Below are 16,685 nucleotides of genomic sequence, written 5' to 3' on the forward strand. Positions count from 1 at the left end.
AAAAGGTGGAGGTCCTTAGAATAAGAACCTCCACCTATTTTTATGCTTAATCTATAATAGCGAAGTTGAATTTTCTTTATTATTATTGTAATGATCAAGTATTAATGCAAGTGGAATTAGTATGAATGAAAGAATGATGAAGACCCAGTTGTCTATATAAATGGCTGGTCCCACAGCTAAAAAGGACTGCGGGATAAATAGTGTATAGAAAAATAAGATGAGCAAAATGATGACTGAAGCGTACGTGAATAACCAAACCCATCTCGGTCGACTAAAGCATTGTAGCTGAATCGTTTTAAAAATAAGCCAAATAAATAAAAAGATGAGTATAATGCCTAGGATGAGGGAGATCGGGAACGTATATAAATAGATACGGTTAAAACCGACAAAGAACCCGATAAATCCTTTTAAAAAGGCAAAGATACCAAGTATTAATAAAATATGATTCATGATATATTTGAAAATGTTGCGTATCGTTTCATTCGGTAACGCCTTTAATTCTTTTATAGCATGGGCTTTAGGATCGTGGTCAAAGAAATCTAGTGCCATTAAACCTTCATCTTCAGCGGATAATAATTGTTTGAGTACTCGGTTTAACATTTTTTCAGAATCATGAGGGTTAACCCGTACATCTGCACGGACATAATTCATGTAGTTTTCAAATATCTCTCTATCTGTGTTGTTTAGCCTCAGTGCTTTAACATTATTTTCACGTGTGAGTTTTTGCGTAGATTTCATTGATTTGTTCAGCCCTTTTATAAGATATCGTGTATTGTCATTATGACTAAGAATGATTGATAAATCAACGTTAAGGGAGGAATCGTAATGAGACGTATCAAAGCTGAAGACAATGAATGGATTATGACCATTGCACAGTTACATGAAACACAGCTCTATGAACAAGGCTTCGTCTCCGAAGTGACGTCATTTTCTACCGGACTACGAGCGGAGATGATATATAGAAGACTTTATTATGAAGATGACTTGATTGAAGCGGTGTTTGATCATGATCAATTAGCGGGAGTAGTGTGGGGACATTATGATGATCAAAATCAAACTGTGCTCATTGAATTCCTCTACGTCGAACCTGAGTATAGACATCAACATATCGGAACACAGTTAAAACAAAACCTAGAACAATGGGCTAAGGAACAAGGTGCCTCGGCTATTACGAGTACTGTAAAAGTGCATAACACTGAGATGGTTCGGTTAAATCAACATTTAGGTTATGATATCGATCAGTATGTGATGCGGAAATCTTTAACCACAGATAGTGAACCGAACGATAAAGAATGATAAAATAAGGCCTATAAAGATTCAGTGACAAAGGAGCACACTATGAAAAAATGGATGACACTTTTACTAGCTTCCACGTTAGTATTAACCGCTTGCGGTAAAAGTGATAAAAAAGCATCGCTCGAAAAAGACGTTAAACAACTCGAAGAACAAAATAAACAACTCAAAGAAGAGAAAAAAGAACTTGAGAAAAAAGAAGAAAAGCTTAAGAAAGAAGCTGAAGATTTAGAATCAGACATCAATCACGGTTCTGCGAAAGATGACGCGGATGATGAAGATAAAGATACGGGTGCAACAGAGGAAGATGAAGAAAATAGCGAAGATGAAAACTCAGAAGCTGAATCTTCTGATTAGGCCTAGTCGTTTTAACTGAAATAGATATGGGTATGGAACCACATACGCGATTTAATAGGGGCTTTTGGATGGCCAATTTTAAAAAACAATGTATAATGTATGAAATAAGTAACTTATACTGAGGTGATATAGATGCATGAACAAGAGTTTAGATTATTAGAGGGACGCGATATGACTTTACCCGAGTTAGGTAAAGAAATTGAAAATATTACAGGTCGACGTGTAGCAGATACAACAGGTGAAATTAAACGTGTCATTGCACACCTACCTAATTTTGAATCTGATACCGACACATTTGTAGTCACTTATCGTTTAGATCATCAACAAGATTATATTGATGCGACCTTTACAGCGCTTAAAACAGAGCGTGAACAATTGAAACAAGTCCCTGTACATATTGAATTGATGAGTTATATTTCTAAAGCTTAATGTACACCCATCATTGTGGGTAGATAACGCATCAAGTAGGTTAGAAATATGTGAGATAGCGACATATGGAGGATATATGACAAATTATATTGAAACGTCACGTTTAATCTTGAGAGATTGGCAAGGGACAGATTTATTGCCATTTCAGCAGATGAATGCGAATCGAGAAGTACGCCGTTATTTTCTTTCGTTACTCAGTTATCGCAAAAGTGAATTAGATATGCAGCGCATGCAGGAAAATATTGAGCGTGAAGGCATTGGTTTGTTTGCGACCATGTTAAAGGATAGTGAAGAATGGATAGGGTTTATCGGTTTAAATTACACCCCTGTTGAAAGCAGTTATCCATTTGATGATTTACCGTTTTATGAAATTGGATGGCGTCTCATGCCCCATGTATGGAACCGTGGTCTTGCTACAGAAGGTGCGACGGCTGTTTTAGATTACGCAGCGAATCAGGGTATTCCGGAAGTTTATGCGATGACAGCAGAGAAAAACTTAGCTTCTAGAAAGGTCATGACGCATATTGGAATGACGCTAGATGAGCAATTTGAACTGCCTGAATTGAGTAAGTATCATCCATTAAAGCGGCAAGTCAGATATTACAAAGCTATATAATATGAATTGAGATGAGGCGTCTAAATGAAGGCGCAATAAAAAATGCGAGTTTATTCACAGTGGTGAGTAAACTCGCTTTATTTTGATTCTTAATCATTTTAAGAGGGACATCAGTCGTAAGTACGGATGCCAGCTGGTTTATAATGTTCTATCGCTTCAATAATTTCTTCTTTAGTATCACAAAGAGGTGCTAGATGTTGATATTTTTCATCAATGAAGCCTTCTTCAATCATATAGTCGAGCATTTTTTGCATCGGTTCGTAGAAACCATTGATGTTATAGACAGCCATTGGTTTTTGATGAATACCAATTTGAGACCAACTATACATTTCGAAAAATTCTTCGAGTGAACCTGCACCGCCTGGCGCCATAATAAACGCATCAGCAAGTTCTGCCATTTTATTTTTACGTTCATGCATGGAGTCGACGAGAATGAGTTCGCTGACTTTTTCGCTTGTAATTTCACGTTCATCTAACATTTTTGGCATGACACCAATCGTATGGCCACCTGCGTCTAGAACGCCATCTTGAATGGATCCCATAATACCAACGGAACCTGCACCAAAGACGAGTTCATAACCGTGTTCAGCCATATATTTGCCTAATTGATAAGCGGTTTCCATATAAACTGGATCTTTACCTTTACTTGCACCGCAATATACTGCAATTCGTTTCATCTCTTTATTTCCTCCTACACTGTGCGATATGGTTTAATGATTTCGGAAAATCTCTGTTCAAAAAGCTTTCGATCTTGTTCTGTAAAGGGGCGTGGTCCTTTCGTGAGACCTCCACTACGTCGATGCTTAGCCCTCAGATAACGTTGATTTAACAGTTGATCGATATTTGACGCGTTATATATTTTACCTGAATGGTGTAACACGGCTGCCGCTCGATTAATTAATAGACTAGCGAGACCATAATCTTGAGTGATTACGATATCAGATGACTCGCATAGTTGAACAATTTTATAGTCCACAGCATCGGGTCCTTGATCGACATAGATTGTAGTTACATGTTCAGGTTGCTCAGCAGAAGAATAATGACTATAACTCCGAACTATCACAGTAAAAATGCCTGTCCCTTCGGTTAATTCAATCACGAATTGAGTTACCGGACAAGCATCTCCGTCAATAATTACACGTGTCATGAGTTAGTTAATCTTCTGGTTGTTCTTTTTCGCTTTTCGCATGATGTTTCTCATATTTTTTGAGTTCTGAGAGGCGATGTTTTTTATTTTTCTGTTGTGCTTTTTCTTCTGCTTTATGTCGTTGATCGATTGTTTTTTGTAATCTTTTATCGAGTTTATTCGCTTCTTTAAGGTTTTGTTTAGCGAGTTTTTTTCCTTTTTTCTTAATGTATGCTGGATCATGTTCTTTAGCGATACGTTTAAGTTCACGTTTTTGATCGTGTTGATGTTTTTTATCAACGACATAGTTTTTAGCATCTACTGTTTTATGCGCGACTGTTTTAGACGTTTGCGTTGTCGCACGTGTCACCTTTTGTACATCAGGATGATTTTTAAAACGTTTACGTCCAGTAATGAGTGGCACTAAAAATACTGGCGCAACGGTAATGATCGTTTTAATAACTTGTTTTTTATCCATATAGCGCTGCCTCCATATCCATTTACTATTGTTATTATTACCCTATCATATACTAAAAAAACCTCCAAAGCGATTGTATAACACTACATGCTTTAGAGGTTAAAATAGGATTAACCTGTGATATTTTTACCGATACCAAAACCGAAATATAAGATCGCGATAAAGATAACAAGTACGATACGATAAATCGCAAATGGTATCAATTTAACTTTGTTGATTAGGTGTAAGAAAGTTTTAATCGCAATTAAACCGACAATAAATGCGACGATAAATCCGACAATATAGAAGCCAATGTCACTGAGGTGTATGTACTCAAAGTTTTTCACTAATGACAAACCACTTGCTGCGACCATAATCGGTACAGACATGATGAATGTGAAGTCAGACGCAGATTTATGTGTTAATTTCATGAAGACACCGGTTGAAATAGTAGAGCCGGAACGACTGAATCCAGGCCACATTGCAATGGCTTGTGATAAACCGATGACAAAAGCTTGGAAGAAATTAATTTGGTCGACATGTTGCGGATTTTTCACTTTTCTACTAAAGAGATCAGCAACTATCATGTAAACAGCGCCGATGAATAAACCAATCATTACAGTTGGAACACTGAATAAGTATTCTTCAATTAAATCATCAAATAATAAACCGAGAATACCAGCTGGAATCATCCCGACGATGATGTGAAGTAAATTTAAACGTTTTGGAGGCTTACCATCAGGGGTAGTTGCTTCCTCTTGTTTATATTTACCGATATGTAACATTTCGTAATAGCGTTCACGAAAGACCCATGCTGCAGCAAAACAAGATCCTAGCTGTATGACGACTTTAAATGTAAATGCAGCTTCAGAGCCTAAGAATTCTTTAGATTTAAGCCACATATCATCCACGAGAATCATGTGTCCTGTAGATGAGACGGGCGCGAATTCTGTTAAACCTTCGACGATACCAAGAATGATAGCTTTAAACAATTCAATGATAATCATACAGAACCTACTTTCTTCATCTTAAATTTTCGAGTACATCTTTCATCAAGTTTATATAATAGCACATTAAAATGAATCGTGACTACATATATAGAATAAATAAGACTAAAGTTTTAGAAGGGATAAGACCTTGTTCAACTAGAGAAATATGCGTATATCGTCATCATTTTTAATCAAACCACACGGTGCTTTAATTGAAAATATGTTAAAATATAGGAACTTTGAGTTAGAAATATGACGCGTGACCAATGAGTTAGACGTGAAATGAACGAGGGCCATGAAAAGATCATTACACAAAAAAGGGGCGGTTCTGGAATTCTAAATTGACGTAGATTTCCTTGTCCCACCCACATAACATCATTATTTCATTCTAATGATTGTGTTCTAACATTGTAAGTCATCATCGGGGATGAGATTTAACATTGATCCCTACATGCAGATTCATGTCACGCACTTCTCATTGTTCATCTTTCATAGATTAAATGTCGTTGCACACTGTACTGTGCGTTGATGAACTTTATTGTCAGACAGCTTGGTGACCATCCCCAATGTGATTTAATTTTTCTTATATTCGTTAAAAGCTGTAATCACTTTATCAAGTAAACGATTCAGCTCTTTAAATTCTTCTTGAGTTAATGAAGAAGCCGCAGCCACATCGTTACATGCAGTATCGAGTTCAGGGCGAATTTGTTCACTCTTAGGTGTAAGGTGAATGTATACTTCACGCTGATCGATTTCTGAACGTTCACGATGAATGAGGTCCATTTGTTCCATACGTTTTAGGAGCGGTGAAACGGTGCCTGTGTCTAAAGCTAATTCAGTAACAACTTTTTTTACGTTTACTGGTGATTCTGCCCACAGAATGGTTAATACCAAGAACTGAGGGTATGTTAGTTTATACTTTTTGAAGACATGATTTGAATAATAGCGATTTACTTGTCTTTGCGCATTGTATAAACTAAAACAAAACTGTTCCTTCAAGTTTAGTGATTCTGACATAAAGTTCTCCTCCAGACATTCTATCCATATTGTTTCTCTCTAAATTGGATCCGAATTCGTCTTGTTATCGCATGACGAACTACATACGTTATCATAGGTGATATATATGATTTTGAAAGTATGTATAAGTTGTTGTAGATATTTCGAAATTCATAAAGCAACATGCTATAACAAAATTTATCTACTAACATATTAATTATATTAAAAAATTATCTATTATGTAAATAAGAGGACGGTTACTATAATGAAAAAGACAATAGACAAGTCATTATCAATCTCAATCATTACCGGATTCCTAGGTAGTGGAAAAACATCATTCCTCAACCATTATATTAAGGGATTATTAAAAAATAATGAGAAACCTGCAATAATTGTAAATGAATTTGGAGATTTTAATGTCGATGGACACCTCGTCAATGGCGACATTGAAACCGCAACCATATTAAACGGATGTGTTTGCTGTGAATTAAATCAAGATTTAGTACAACAGCTTAACATTTTTAACAAACGGGGAGATATCGATCACATTATTATAGAAGCAACAGGTATCGCAGAACCTTTAGAAATTATTGCCGCATGCCAAGACCCGAGTATAGTGAATGATATTGAACAACCTTTTGTCATCACGTTGATCGATGCTTTACGTTATGTGAAGCGGGACCAATATACATCAAGCGTGAACGGGTTGATGGAACGTCAAATTAAATATGGTGATTTATTGCTTGTGAATAAGATGGACTTAATTACTGAACAAGATCAAGAAGCGCTTCAAAATATCAAACAATTAAATCCAACTGCGCATTATATTGAAACAACGTATGGTCAAATTTCAGATACAGAATGGAGCCAAACTCAGGATCATGCGCAGTTGTCCCATACACACCATCATTCACATCATGGCGTCAATTCGATGAAGTATACGTTTACGGGACCAATTCAACGTCAGTTATTCAATCAATTTATCCTACGTTTACCAGAAAACGTACTTCGGTTAAAAGGATTTGTGTCATTTAAAGATCAACCAGAAACGGTTTACACATTCCAATTTTCAGGATTATTTCCAGAGTATGAAGTGATTGACGCAGATGTACCACTCACAGTCGTATTGATTGGCGAACAATTAGATGAAGATCGCTTAAGAAATCAGTTAGACATGTTACAATTCACTTAATTGTTCTTGACAAGGATTGAACGTTTGATGCAGTGAGATTATAATGGGAGAATATGAAAGAAAGAGGGAAGGTTAATGGCTGAAAACAGTGAACAATATCTTGAGAATCAACGTAAATTCGAACGAAACACCATTCATTTGCCATATCTAGGATTTGCGATTATCGTATTACTAGCCAATATCATTTATCCTGATATTAACTTAATGATGGTCTTATTTGGGTTGTTCTTTCTTTATAATGGCGGCATCTTTTTTGTGGCTTTCATCAAGCATTTCAAGCGTACGATGCTATTAACATTTTTACTGACAATCCTATCATTAGGTTTATTTGTGGCTTCCATGTTCCTATATGCAAAATTAAACAATTTGATATAAACAACAAAAACACACTCAAGTACGGATGTAACAAGTTGAATCGCGCAGATTTATTTTCAATCAGCAAGGTGCTATAACCCCGTGAATGAAAACAGGTGTTAGGAAAATACTTGTTATGCCAATAGACTTGGGTGTGTTTTTTATATCAATTGATATTCGTTTTTAAAATATAAATAAAAATAGGTATAGTGCTACAAATTCGAGAAACGTTGCAAGGTAAATGATTTCAAGACGGATTTTTTCTCTCGCAGGCACGTCCCATTCTGGGAAGTAGCGTTCATAGTAACTTAATTGGAGTATAAATACGCCAATACCAAACGGCAATAACATGAGCAGGATGCTACGTAATAAGCTAAAACCGATGTCATGAAGAAAATGACCTATGAGGAGTTGTAAAATGACGATGATAGCAATGAAAATCCAAATTTGTGTGGTCATTTCGCAATACGAACTCCTTTCATAAATAGGTATAATAGGCCTTGTAACAACACCATGAAGAGAATAAATATAAACGCGTTTAGATCAAATTGTTGCCATACGAGCGTGAATATACGTGATGGTTCATTGATGAGATACACGGAATGGAATCTTAAAAAACGACCAATGTAAATGCCTAAACCATCTAAAAACATCAATGCAACCACTAAGACACGGTTAAGCCAAACATGCGTCGTAAAACGATCTAATTCCAAGAACATAAGGCATAAACAGTATAGTGCCAAACAAACGCCTGCAACGAGAAAGCTAAAATGCGCCCATTCCATCAATACGAGGCCTGAACGGAAATCAAAACTAAATTGATTTAAATGAATCATATCCGTCACCATATAAAAGGTGTTCGGCACCATGAGCACAAATATCAAACCAAATAAAATAAATAACGGCCATTCATACGCTTTGTGCGGTTTAAACAATTTGAGTAAAAAGCACAATTCAAATGGAATGTATGCCAGTATTAAATTTAACGTCATAAACGGTAAGATATGACTAAAATAGGTTAACGATAGCGTAATCAAAACAATGAAAACGATACGAGCAATATAACGCGCTAACATAACTGAACCTACTTTCCTAAAGGGATAAAAATATAAGTTGCTTGAGATACACACACTTGTTACAACTAAAGTATACAATTGATGTCATACTTATATGTAGAGATTTCTTAAATATTTTAATAGAGATATAGAAAGCTGTTTCCTTGATTAGAACATTTTATTTTTAAGTGAGCTATAAAATTTAAGATAATTGATTGATAATTGGTGATTGACACATTTTGTAAGAGTGAATAATGGTTCATACAAACCATAAACCAATGATCAAACCAGCTTTTAATACTACGCTGTTACTCAATACTTAGCAATTAATAAGATAAAGCAATTTTTCTTTGATGTAAATGCGGAAAGCTTAAGCGGAGTATTGAATAATTATACATGTATAAAAATATGTTCTATAGATAATTTAGTACACATATAAATGATTTTAGTGGGTGGAATGCTTATTTTTTATTTTCAGTAGCAAAATGTAGTCAAATTTGAATGCAATACGTCCAATATTCGTTATATAAGGAAAAATTATTGCATTTGTACAATATTATGGTATAAAATACAGGTTCGGTAAATTTTTAACAACTATGTAACGATATATCAATAATTATTGATATTGATGAATTAAAATAAGTCTGGGGGCGGAAGTATGAAAAAACAATTAGCAATTTTGTATTTTAATATATTTTTAGTATTTTTGGGGATAGGTTTGGTTGTTCCAGTGCTTCCGGTATACCTGAAAGATCTCGGACTCAAAGGTGGCGACTTGGGTATCCTCGTCGCTGTATTCGCCTTTGCTCAAATGATTATTTCTCCATTTGGCGGTAATTTAGCAGATAAATTAGGTAAAAAATTAATCATTGTGATTGGATTAGTACTCTACGCGGTTTCAGAATATCTATTCGCAATGAGTAATACATTTGCGCTTTTAATTATATCCAGAATCTTAGGTGGTTTTAGTGCAGGGATGGTTATGCCAGGGGTTACTGGTATGATTGCAGATATCTCACCAGGTGCAGATAAAGCGAAAAACTTTGGATATATGTCAGGTATCATCAATACTGGTTATATCCTTGGTCCAGGTCTAGGGGGATTCCTCGCTGAATTTTCCCATCGTCTTCCATTCTTTGTCGCAGGTACAAGTGGTGTCATTGCACTTATTATGTCAGTGATCTTATTGAAAAACCCAAGACATGAAACGCACGCAGGATTTGCAACCATTTCGACAGAAACCATTTCAAAAATTAATCTTAAGGTGTTTATTACACCGGTCATTTTAACATTTGTCTTAGCATTCGGATTGTCTGCATTCGAAACATTATTCCCATTATATGCAGCAGATAAAGCAGACTATTCACCTATCGATATCTCCGTAGCCATCATGGTTGGTGGTGTGCTAGGTGCGTTCATTCAAGTGTTCTTATTCGATAAATTAATGAAATTTATGTCAGAATTAAACTTTATTATTTGTGCATTGCTCTATTCCATTATTGTATTATTCAGTTTAACATTAGCTCATAGCTACTGGCCGATCATGTTGATTAGTTTTATCGTATTTATTGGTTTTGATTTAATTCGACCAGCACTGACTAATTATTATTCAAATATTGCAGGGAATAGACAAGGCTTTGCAGGCGGACTCAACTCCACATTCACAAGTATGGGTAACTTTGTCGGCCCACTGATCGCAGGTGCAGTTTATGATATTTATTATGAATTACCACTCTTTATGTCCATGGTGATTATGGTCGCAGGTATTATAGTCATTTATATTGAAAAAAGGAGTCCGAAGAAATCTAAGAAAGAAAAACCAATTAGATGAATAATTTTTCTATTCTTATCAGGATGATAAACATTATACAATAGAAGAAACACGATTTTTAAACTGACAAATGTAATCGATTTGTTACAAAAATTAAATATGTGTCTAATTCGAGGAGACTTATTTCTATCACAAGATGAAGAAATGAGTCTCTTTTTTTATGTTGTTTAGGATATTTTATATAAAAGTAAAGAAATCATTGAGAAACACCAAATAATTTTACCCAATTTTACTTAAAAATTATTGGTAGTTAGTTCTGATAGAAAACATGAGATCGCAGTTTTAAGAAGACAAATAATTCAAAAATTAAAGCTAAAAATTGCAAAACAAGATATTTCCGCAATATAAAATTTAAGTAAATCAAAATGATTAAGTTTTAAGTTGTGATGAAAGGGTAAATAGGTTACATAAAATTTTGTTGTGTAGTCACATAGTTGCGGTATCTGATAGTTGTGCGCAGGGTTTTATGTGAAAATGTAAACAAAACGGTAATATCATCCCTTTTATATCCTAAAATACATTGCTGAAATCTGTTAATTAAGCCAATTAGAATAATTTCTATTTGTAACAAATTTTCATGATAACTTAACTTAAAAAGCTAAAAAATAACATTAACAAAAACTATTTATTACAATATTATACATAACAATAAGATAATTTTACATAAGTATTTTGAACGGCAAATGAAAAAGATTAAAAAATTGTTAATTAATAAAAAGTTAAAAATTAAGTTGTGTTATATACTGATTTTGATTATAATGAATTTTGTATGGAAAAAGGAATATTTGTTTATTTCAATTATCCGTACCAAAATCAAAATCTGGAGGTATGCACATGAAAAAACGGAAGAAACGTTCAGGTAGCAGAAGATTAGATTTTCTGCCTAACCGTATGAACAAGTATTCTATTTGTAAGTTTACTGTAGGCACAGCTTCAATCTTAATTGGTGCAACATTGTTCTTTGGTGTAAACAATGATGCACAAGCAAGCGAAGTAGACAACGAGAATAAAGAAACAACAACTCAAGGTACAACACACTCTGACGCAACTACGGAACAGCAATCACCAGAAGTAACTCAAGAAGAAAGCACTGAAAATGAATCATCAGATGTTGAAACGGAAGAAATAGAGTCAGAAGATAATGTTTCAGGCTCTCAAAACACTGAAGATTCAGAAGAAAGCGAAACAACTTAATCTTCTGAAGATACTGAAAGTACAGAAGATACAACATCTGACGATCGAAATGTAGAAACAACTCATGAACAAGAAGAATCAGAAGATGAAGAAACACAACATGAAGAAAAACTTGAAGACAAAGCAGTAACTGATGAAGGATATTCAGAAGATTTATTCCAAGAAGAAGAATCAGAAGATCAAGATTCTGAAGAAACGTCAGAAGATGAAGAATCTGAACAAACTGAAGATGAATCAGCAGAAGAAGAATCTACTGATGAATCAGAAGACGAAGATTCAGAATCATCAGTTGAGAGTGAATCAAAAGATGCTGAAGAAACTTCTGAAGACGAAGAGACAGATTCTAACGACGAATCATCTGAAGCATCATCAAATGATGAAGAATCAGATGATGAAGATGCTCAACGTGAAGATGAAGTCGACGAGTTAGAAAATGAAGAATCAGAAGTGACTGACGAAAATGAATCATCTGAGGACCAAAAATCAGAAGAGTCAGCTAAAGATTCAGATGCTAAAGAAGAATCTGATGAATCAAATCAGGATGAAGAACAATCTGAAAATCTTAGCATAAATGAAAACTCTGAAAATTCAGATGATAGTGAACAAACAGAAAAACAATCGGAAGAAGCAGAATCTGAATCAGTAGAAAAAGAAAATAAAGATGATTCAGAAGAAGTAACTGAAGATCAAACACCAGAAAATGAATTAAAAACAAACGAAGCTACATATACTGATGAAGCTGTTCGTAATAACAATGTTTCAACATTAAGAGCAAACTCTATCAATACATTAGCTTCAGGTTCACCTTTAAATTCATCAAGAGATATTAATGAAGCAGGTGTGGTTCCACCAGCTACTGTTAGAGGTAAAGACCATTTTGATAAATATGGTGACGTAATATTCTATCCACCGAATGATTTATTAGCTGAAGAAGTAGCTAATTTTAATTATAATGTTGGTCCAACGAAAAAAGAGGTGCACTTCAACTTAAAGAAAAGATCTCTTTTGAAAATGACTTTGATTTTAATATAAAAATTGCGAACAGTCATATAGGTAACCAATATAGTGGTGACGGTTGGGGCTTTATCTTTACTAAAAGTGATGCCCAAGATTACATGCAAAATGGTGGTATCTTAAGAAATAAAGGTATGAAAGATGCTGCTGGATTTAAAGTAGATACTGCTTATCATTTTGATGATCCAATGGACCAGAAAGCAGAACAACAAAAAGGTGGCAGATATCAAGGTTACGGTACATTCGTTAAAAATGGACCAGATGGTACTACAGAAGCTGTAGGTACAAATGTTCCTGATAAGAAAAATAAAGATAATAAATTCGATTACGCAGATGATACGAATGATAATAATGATGGAAAATTCCATGGTCAAACTTTGAATGATTTCCATTTAAGTTACGATTCAGATAGTGAAATATTAACAGCAGAATATGCTGGTAAACAATGGAAAGCAACTCTATCACAACTTGGATTAAATAAAGAAGATGAGTATAACTTCTTGATTACGTCTAGTCAAAGTGGTAATAACCCTGCTGTACCAAGTAGTGCTCGTGGTTGGATGAGAACAGATTTAAATGGTTCTACATTTAAATTCACACCAAAATCTAATGCAGCTGATGAACATAATCCTGGATACAATCCAACAAAAACAAAACCAGGTAAACAAGTGAGTGTTAATCAAACAGGAGATCAAAATATTCCGCAAGGGAGTAAATTTGAAATTCCACAAACACCACAAGGTTGGAATGCGAATATTGATCAAAACAACGGAACAATCACAGTAACACCGCCATCAAATACAAAACCAGGAACAAAACAAGATATTCCGGTTAAAGTCACATATCCAGATGGCACAGTAGATAATACAAATGCACAAATTGAAGTTGTATCTGATCAAGCTGGAGATTATGAACCAGGATACAACCCATCAACAACAAATCCAGGCAAACCAGTAGAAGTTGATCAAACAGGTGCACCAAACTTACCGCAAGGTACAGAATTTGAAGTTCCTAAACAAGGTATTCCTGAAGGCTGGGAAGCAACAGTAGGAGAAGACGGTAAATTAGTAGTAACACCATCAAAAGATATCGAACCAGGTACAACAGAAGACATTCCAGTTAAAGTCAAATATCCAGATGGTTCAACAGATGATGCACCAGCGAAAGTTACTGTTAAAGATACAGAGGCAAATCAATATGACCCAGGATATGAAGATACAACAACAAACCCTGGTAAACCGGTAGAATTACCACAAACAGGAGAAGTACCAGATGGAACACACTTTGAAAAACCAAGTGATATTCCAGAAGGATGGGATGTAGATGTAGATCCAAATGATGGAACTACAACAGTAACGCCACCGGCGGATGCACAACCAGGTGACGAAGCAAACATTCCAGTCAAAGTCAAATATCCAGATGGCCAAGTGAAGACGCACCAGCGAAAGTTACTGTCAAAGATACAGAGGCAAATCAACATGAACCAGGTTATGAAGATGAAACAACAAACCCTGGTAAACCAGTAGATGTACCACAAACAGGAGATACAGACCTACCAGATGGCACACACTTTGATGGACCAGGTGAAGTACCAGAAGGATGGGATGTAGATGTAAATCCAGATAACGGTACAACAACAGTAACGCCACCGGCGGATGCGAAACCAGGCACAGAAGTGGAAGTACCAGTCAAAGTTACTTATCCAGATGGTTCAACAGAAGACGTTCCGGTTAAAGTAACAGTAGATTCAAATCAAGCTGGAGAACATGAGCCAGGTTACGAAGACGCAACAACAAAACCAGGTAAACCAGTAGATGTACCACAAACAGGAGATACAGACTTACCAGATGGCACACACTTTGATGGACCAAGTGAAGTACCAGAAGGATGGGATGTAGATGTAAATCCAGATGATGGTACAACAACAGTAACGCCACCGGCGGATGCAAAACCAGGCACAGAAGTGGAAGTACCAGTCAAAGTTACTTATCCAGATGGCACAACAGAAGATGTTCCAGTTAAAGTAACAGTAGATTCAAATCAAGCTGGAGAACATGAGCCAGGTTACGAAGACGCAACAACAAAACCAGGTAAACCAGTAGATGTACCACAAACAGGAGATACAGACTTACCAGATGGCACACACTTTGATGGACCAAGTGAAGTACCAGAAGGTTGGGATGTAGATGTAAATCCAGATGATGGTACAACAACAGTAACGCCACCGGCAGATGTTAACCCAGGTACAGAAATAGAAGTACCAGTTAAAGTCACTTATCCAGATGGCACAACAGAAGATGTACCGGTTAAAGTGACAGTGAGTCCAAATGACGCTCAAAGTCATACACCTAATTATGATGGTGCCTCAACAAAACCAGGCAATCCAGTAGATGTACCACAAACAGGAGATGTACCAGACGGTACTGAATTTGAAGTTCCTGAAGATGGTATTCCTGAAGGTTGGGATGTAAATGTAAATCCAGATGATGGTACAACAACAGTAACGCCACCGGCGGACGCAGAACCAGGAACTGAAGCAGAAATTCCAGTTAAAGTCACTTACCCAGATGGATCAACTGAAGAAGTACCAGTTAAAGTAACAGTTGAAGAAGATGACGAAGGAGATGCAGATGCCGATGCAGACTCAGATGCAGATGCCGACGCTGACGCAGATGCCGATTCAGACGCAGATGCAGACGCTGACGCCGATGCTGATACAGACGCAAACTCTGACTCAGATTCAGATGAAGAAACATTACCTGATACAGGTAATAACAACAGTCCACAAAATGCTACATTACTTGGTAGCTTGTTCGCTGGATTAGGTTCATTATTCTTACTCGGTAGACGCCGTAAAAACAATAATGAAGAAAAATAATCATCAATAAATGATGAGCCAGGCCCTTCATTGGGCCTGGCTTTTTTATGTTTTAAATGAAAGAATATAAAACTACTATATATAATGAAAGAATTGGAATTTGGTGGTTCGATTCCACTATTTATACATATTTGGGTAATGTATTAATATAAAGGTTAATTAAAGTGACAAATTGAAAAGTGTGCTGTTACTATCAATATAAATAACCCAGAAGTTATATAATCATGTTAATTTCAACATGAAATTTTTATACATAAACAGTTAAGGAGCGATGACGATGGCAAAACGTAAGAAAACAAATGCGATGCGTATCTTGGATCGAGAAAAAATTGATTATATTGTCAATGAGTATAAAGTTGATGAAGCGCATTTAGATGGGGTAACAGTGGCCCACGAGGTTGGTGTCGATGAATCGGAAGTATATAAAACATTAGTTTTAGAAAACGCTAACCATGAGCACTTTGTGTTCGTTATTCCGGTGAATCAATCCTTAGACATGAAAGTGGCTGCTCAGGCAGTGAATGAGAAAAAGCTCAATTTAATGCCACTTGAAGATCTTAAACGTGTGACTGGTTATATCAGAGGAGGTTGTTCTCCGATTGGTATGAAAAAAGCATTTCCTACAGTTATCGATACGTCAGCAGAATCAAAATCTTCTATTTATATTAGTGGTGGAGAAAGAGGGACACAAATTTATATTGCAGTACAAGATTTGATTCATCTCACGCATGCGCAACTTTCAAACGTGACACAATAATAAGTATGTTCAAGTGTCGTTAATGAAACATGAGAGTTAGCCTACACATATAATAATTCACAGTGGCCACATCATTATTAAAAGTGATGTGGCTATATTATGGAAATAGGCGAAAAAAATACTTATTTAAGACATTCCACAGCTAAT

At 35.7% G+C, this 16,685-nt stretch carries 20 protein-coding genes; 12 read left to right on the forward strand and 8 right to left on the reverse strand.

What is annotated here, in order from left to right; genetic code table 11:
- Positions 1-51 precede the first annotated feature (51 nt).
- Positions 52-738, reverse strand: a complete 687-nt coding sequence (locus APS80_RS09865; RefSeq protein WP_059108089.1) for a DUF1129 family protein — start codon at positions 736-738, stop codon at positions 52-54.
- An 87-nt stretch (positions 739-825) separates the two neighbouring features.
- Between APS80_RS09865 and APS80_RS09870 the strand changes: the two genes are divergently transcribed.
- The 4 genes from APS80_RS09870 (at position 826) to APS80_RS09885 (ending at position 2,695) form a co-directional block, all read left to right on the forward strand.
- Positions 826-1,296, forward strand: coding sequence for a GNAT family N-acetyltransferase (locus APS80_RS09870; RefSeq protein WP_059108090.1), 471 nt, complete (start codon positions 826-828; stop codon positions 1,294-1,296).
- A 42-nt stretch (positions 1,297-1,338) separates the two neighbouring features.
- The gene (locus APS80_RS09875; protein WP_059108091.1) at positions 1,339-1,650 is read left to right on the forward strand and encodes an SA0632 family lipoprotein; all 312 of its coding nucleotides are present in this window, start codon (positions 1,339-1,341) and stop codon (positions 1,648-1,650) included.
- 132 nt (positions 1,651-1,782) lie between these two features.
- Positions 1,783-2,079, forward strand: coding sequence for a hypothetical protein (locus APS80_RS09880; protein WP_059108092.1), 297 nt, complete (start codon positions 1,783-1,785; stop codon positions 2,077-2,079).
- Between the two features lie 76 nt (positions 2,080-2,155).
- Entirely contained in the window at positions 2,156-2,695 is a 540-nt protein-coding gene (locus APS80_RS09885) for a GNAT family N-acetyltransferase (protein WP_059108093.1), read from the forward strand.
- A gap of 110 nt (positions 2,696-2,805) precedes the next feature.
- On the opposite strand, the gene APS80_RS09890 is transcribed toward APS80_RS09885, so the two are convergent.
- From APS80_RS09890 to mgrA, 5 genes are all read right to left on the reverse strand, one after another.
- Entirely contained in the window at positions 2,806-3,372 is a 567-nt protein-coding gene (locus tag APS80_RS09890) for an LOG family protein (protein WP_059108094.1), read from the reverse strand.
- A 14-nt stretch (positions 3,373-3,386) separates the two neighbouring features.
- The gene (locus tag APS80_RS09895; protein ID WP_059108095.1) at positions 3,387-3,842 is read right to left on the reverse strand and encodes a YaiI/YqxD family protein; all 456 of its coding nucleotides are present in this window, start codon (positions 3,840-3,842) and stop codon (positions 3,387-3,389) included.
- Positions 3,843-3,849: 7 nt separating this feature from the next.
- Positions 3,850-4,299 (reverse strand): hypothetical protein, encoded by a 450-nt coding sequence (locus tag APS80_RS09900; RefSeq protein WP_059108096.1) that lies wholly within the window; start codon positions 4,297-4,299, stop codon positions 3,850-3,852.
- 110 nt (positions 4,300-4,409) lie between these two features.
- Positions 4,410-5,285, reverse strand: coding sequence for an undecaprenyl-diphosphate phosphatase (locus APS80_RS09905; RefSeq protein WP_059108097.1), 876 nt, complete (start codon positions 5,283-5,285; stop codon positions 4,410-4,412).
- A gap of 555 nt (positions 5,286-5,840) precedes the next feature.
- Positions 5,841-6,284, reverse strand: a complete 444-nt coding sequence (gene mgrA / locus APS80_RS09910) for a global transcriptional regulator MgrA (protein WP_059108098.1) — start codon at positions 6,282-6,284, stop codon at positions 5,841-5,843.
- Between the two features lie 244 nt (positions 6,285-6,528).
- Between mgrA and APS80_RS09915 the strand changes: the two genes are divergently transcribed.
- Together APS80_RS09915 and APS80_RS09920 are read left to right on the forward strand one after the other, a co-directional pair.
- Complete coding sequence (locus APS80_RS09915; protein ID WP_059108099.1) at positions 6,529-7,455, forward strand: CobW family GTP-binding protein; 927 nt, start codon at positions 6,529-6,531, stop codon at positions 7,453-7,455.
- A 75-nt stretch (positions 7,456-7,530) separates the two neighbouring features.
- Complete coding sequence (locus tag APS80_RS09920; RefSeq protein ID WP_059108100.1) at positions 7,531-7,830, forward strand: hypothetical protein; 300 nt, start codon at positions 7,531-7,533, stop codon at positions 7,828-7,830.
- Positions 7,831-7,992: 162 nt separating this feature from the next.
- On the opposite strand, the gene APS80_RS09925 is transcribed toward APS80_RS09920, so the two are convergent.
- Together APS80_RS09925 and APS80_RS09930 are read right to left on the reverse strand one after the other, a co-directional pair.
- The gene (locus APS80_RS09925) at positions 7,993-8,268 is read right to left on the reverse strand and encodes a hypothetical protein (RefSeq protein WP_059108101.1); all 276 of its coding nucleotides are present in this window, start codon (positions 8,266-8,268) and stop codon (positions 7,993-7,995) included.
- Positions 8,265-8,885, reverse strand: coding sequence for a DUF1361 domain-containing protein (locus APS80_RS09930; protein ID WP_059108102.1), 621 nt, complete (start codon positions 8,883-8,885; stop codon positions 8,265-8,267). The genes APS80_RS09925 and APS80_RS09930 overlap by 4 nt, the downstream gene beginning before the upstream one ends.
- 637 nt (positions 8,886-9,522) lie before the next feature.
- On the opposite strand from APS80_RS09930, the gene norA reads away from it, so the two are divergent.
- The 6 genes from norA to ybaK all read left to right on the forward strand — a co-directional run bounded on the left by norA (position 9,523) and on the right by ybaK (position 16,538).
- Positions 9,523-10,695 carry a multidrug efflux MFS transporter NorA gene (gene norA, locus APS80_RS09935; RefSeq protein WP_059108103.1) on the forward strand — a complete coding sequence of 391 codons (1,173 nt, stop codon included), beginning with the start codon at positions 9,523-9,525 and terminating at the stop codon, positions 10,693-10,695.
- Positions 10,696-11,529: 834 nt separating this feature from the next.
- Entirely contained in the window at positions 11,530-11,889 is a 360-nt protein-coding gene (locus tag APS80_RS09940) for a YSIRK-type signal peptide-containing protein (RefSeq protein ID WP_059108104.1), read from the forward strand.
- A 447-nt stretch (positions 11,890-12,336) separates the two neighbouring features.
- Positions 12,337-12,921 carry a hypothetical protein gene (locus tag APS80_RS09950; RefSeq protein WP_059108106.1) on the forward strand — a complete coding sequence of 195 codons (585 nt, stop codon included), beginning with the start codon at positions 12,337-12,339 and terminating at the stop codon, positions 12,919-12,921.
- Between the two features lie 83 nt (positions 12,922-13,004).
- Positions 13,005-14,429, forward strand: a complete 1,425-nt coding sequence (locus tag APS80_RS09955) for a YPDG domain-containing protein (protein WP_059108107.1) — start codon at positions 13,005-13,007, stop codon at positions 14,427-14,429.
- Positions 14,315-15,781, forward strand: coding sequence for a YPDG domain-containing protein (locus APS80_RS09960; RefSeq protein WP_241965935.1), 1,467 nt, complete (start codon positions 14,315-14,317; stop codon positions 15,779-15,781). The genes APS80_RS09955 and APS80_RS09960 overlap by 115 nt, the downstream gene beginning before the upstream one ends.
- Before the next feature lie 277 nt (positions 15,782-16,058).
- Positions 16,059-16,538, forward strand: coding sequence for a Cys-tRNA(Pro) deacylase (ybaK, locus tag APS80_RS09965; RefSeq protein ID WP_059108109.1), 480 nt, complete (start codon positions 16,059-16,061; stop codon positions 16,536-16,538).
- Positions 16,539-16,685 lie beyond the last annotated feature (147 nt).

It is taken from the genome of Staphylococcus auricularis, from assembly GCF_001500315.1.
In the GTDB taxonomy this organism is placed as follows: domain Bacteria; phylum Bacillota; class Bacilli; order Staphylococcales; family Staphylococcaceae; genus Staphylococcus; species Staphylococcus auricularis.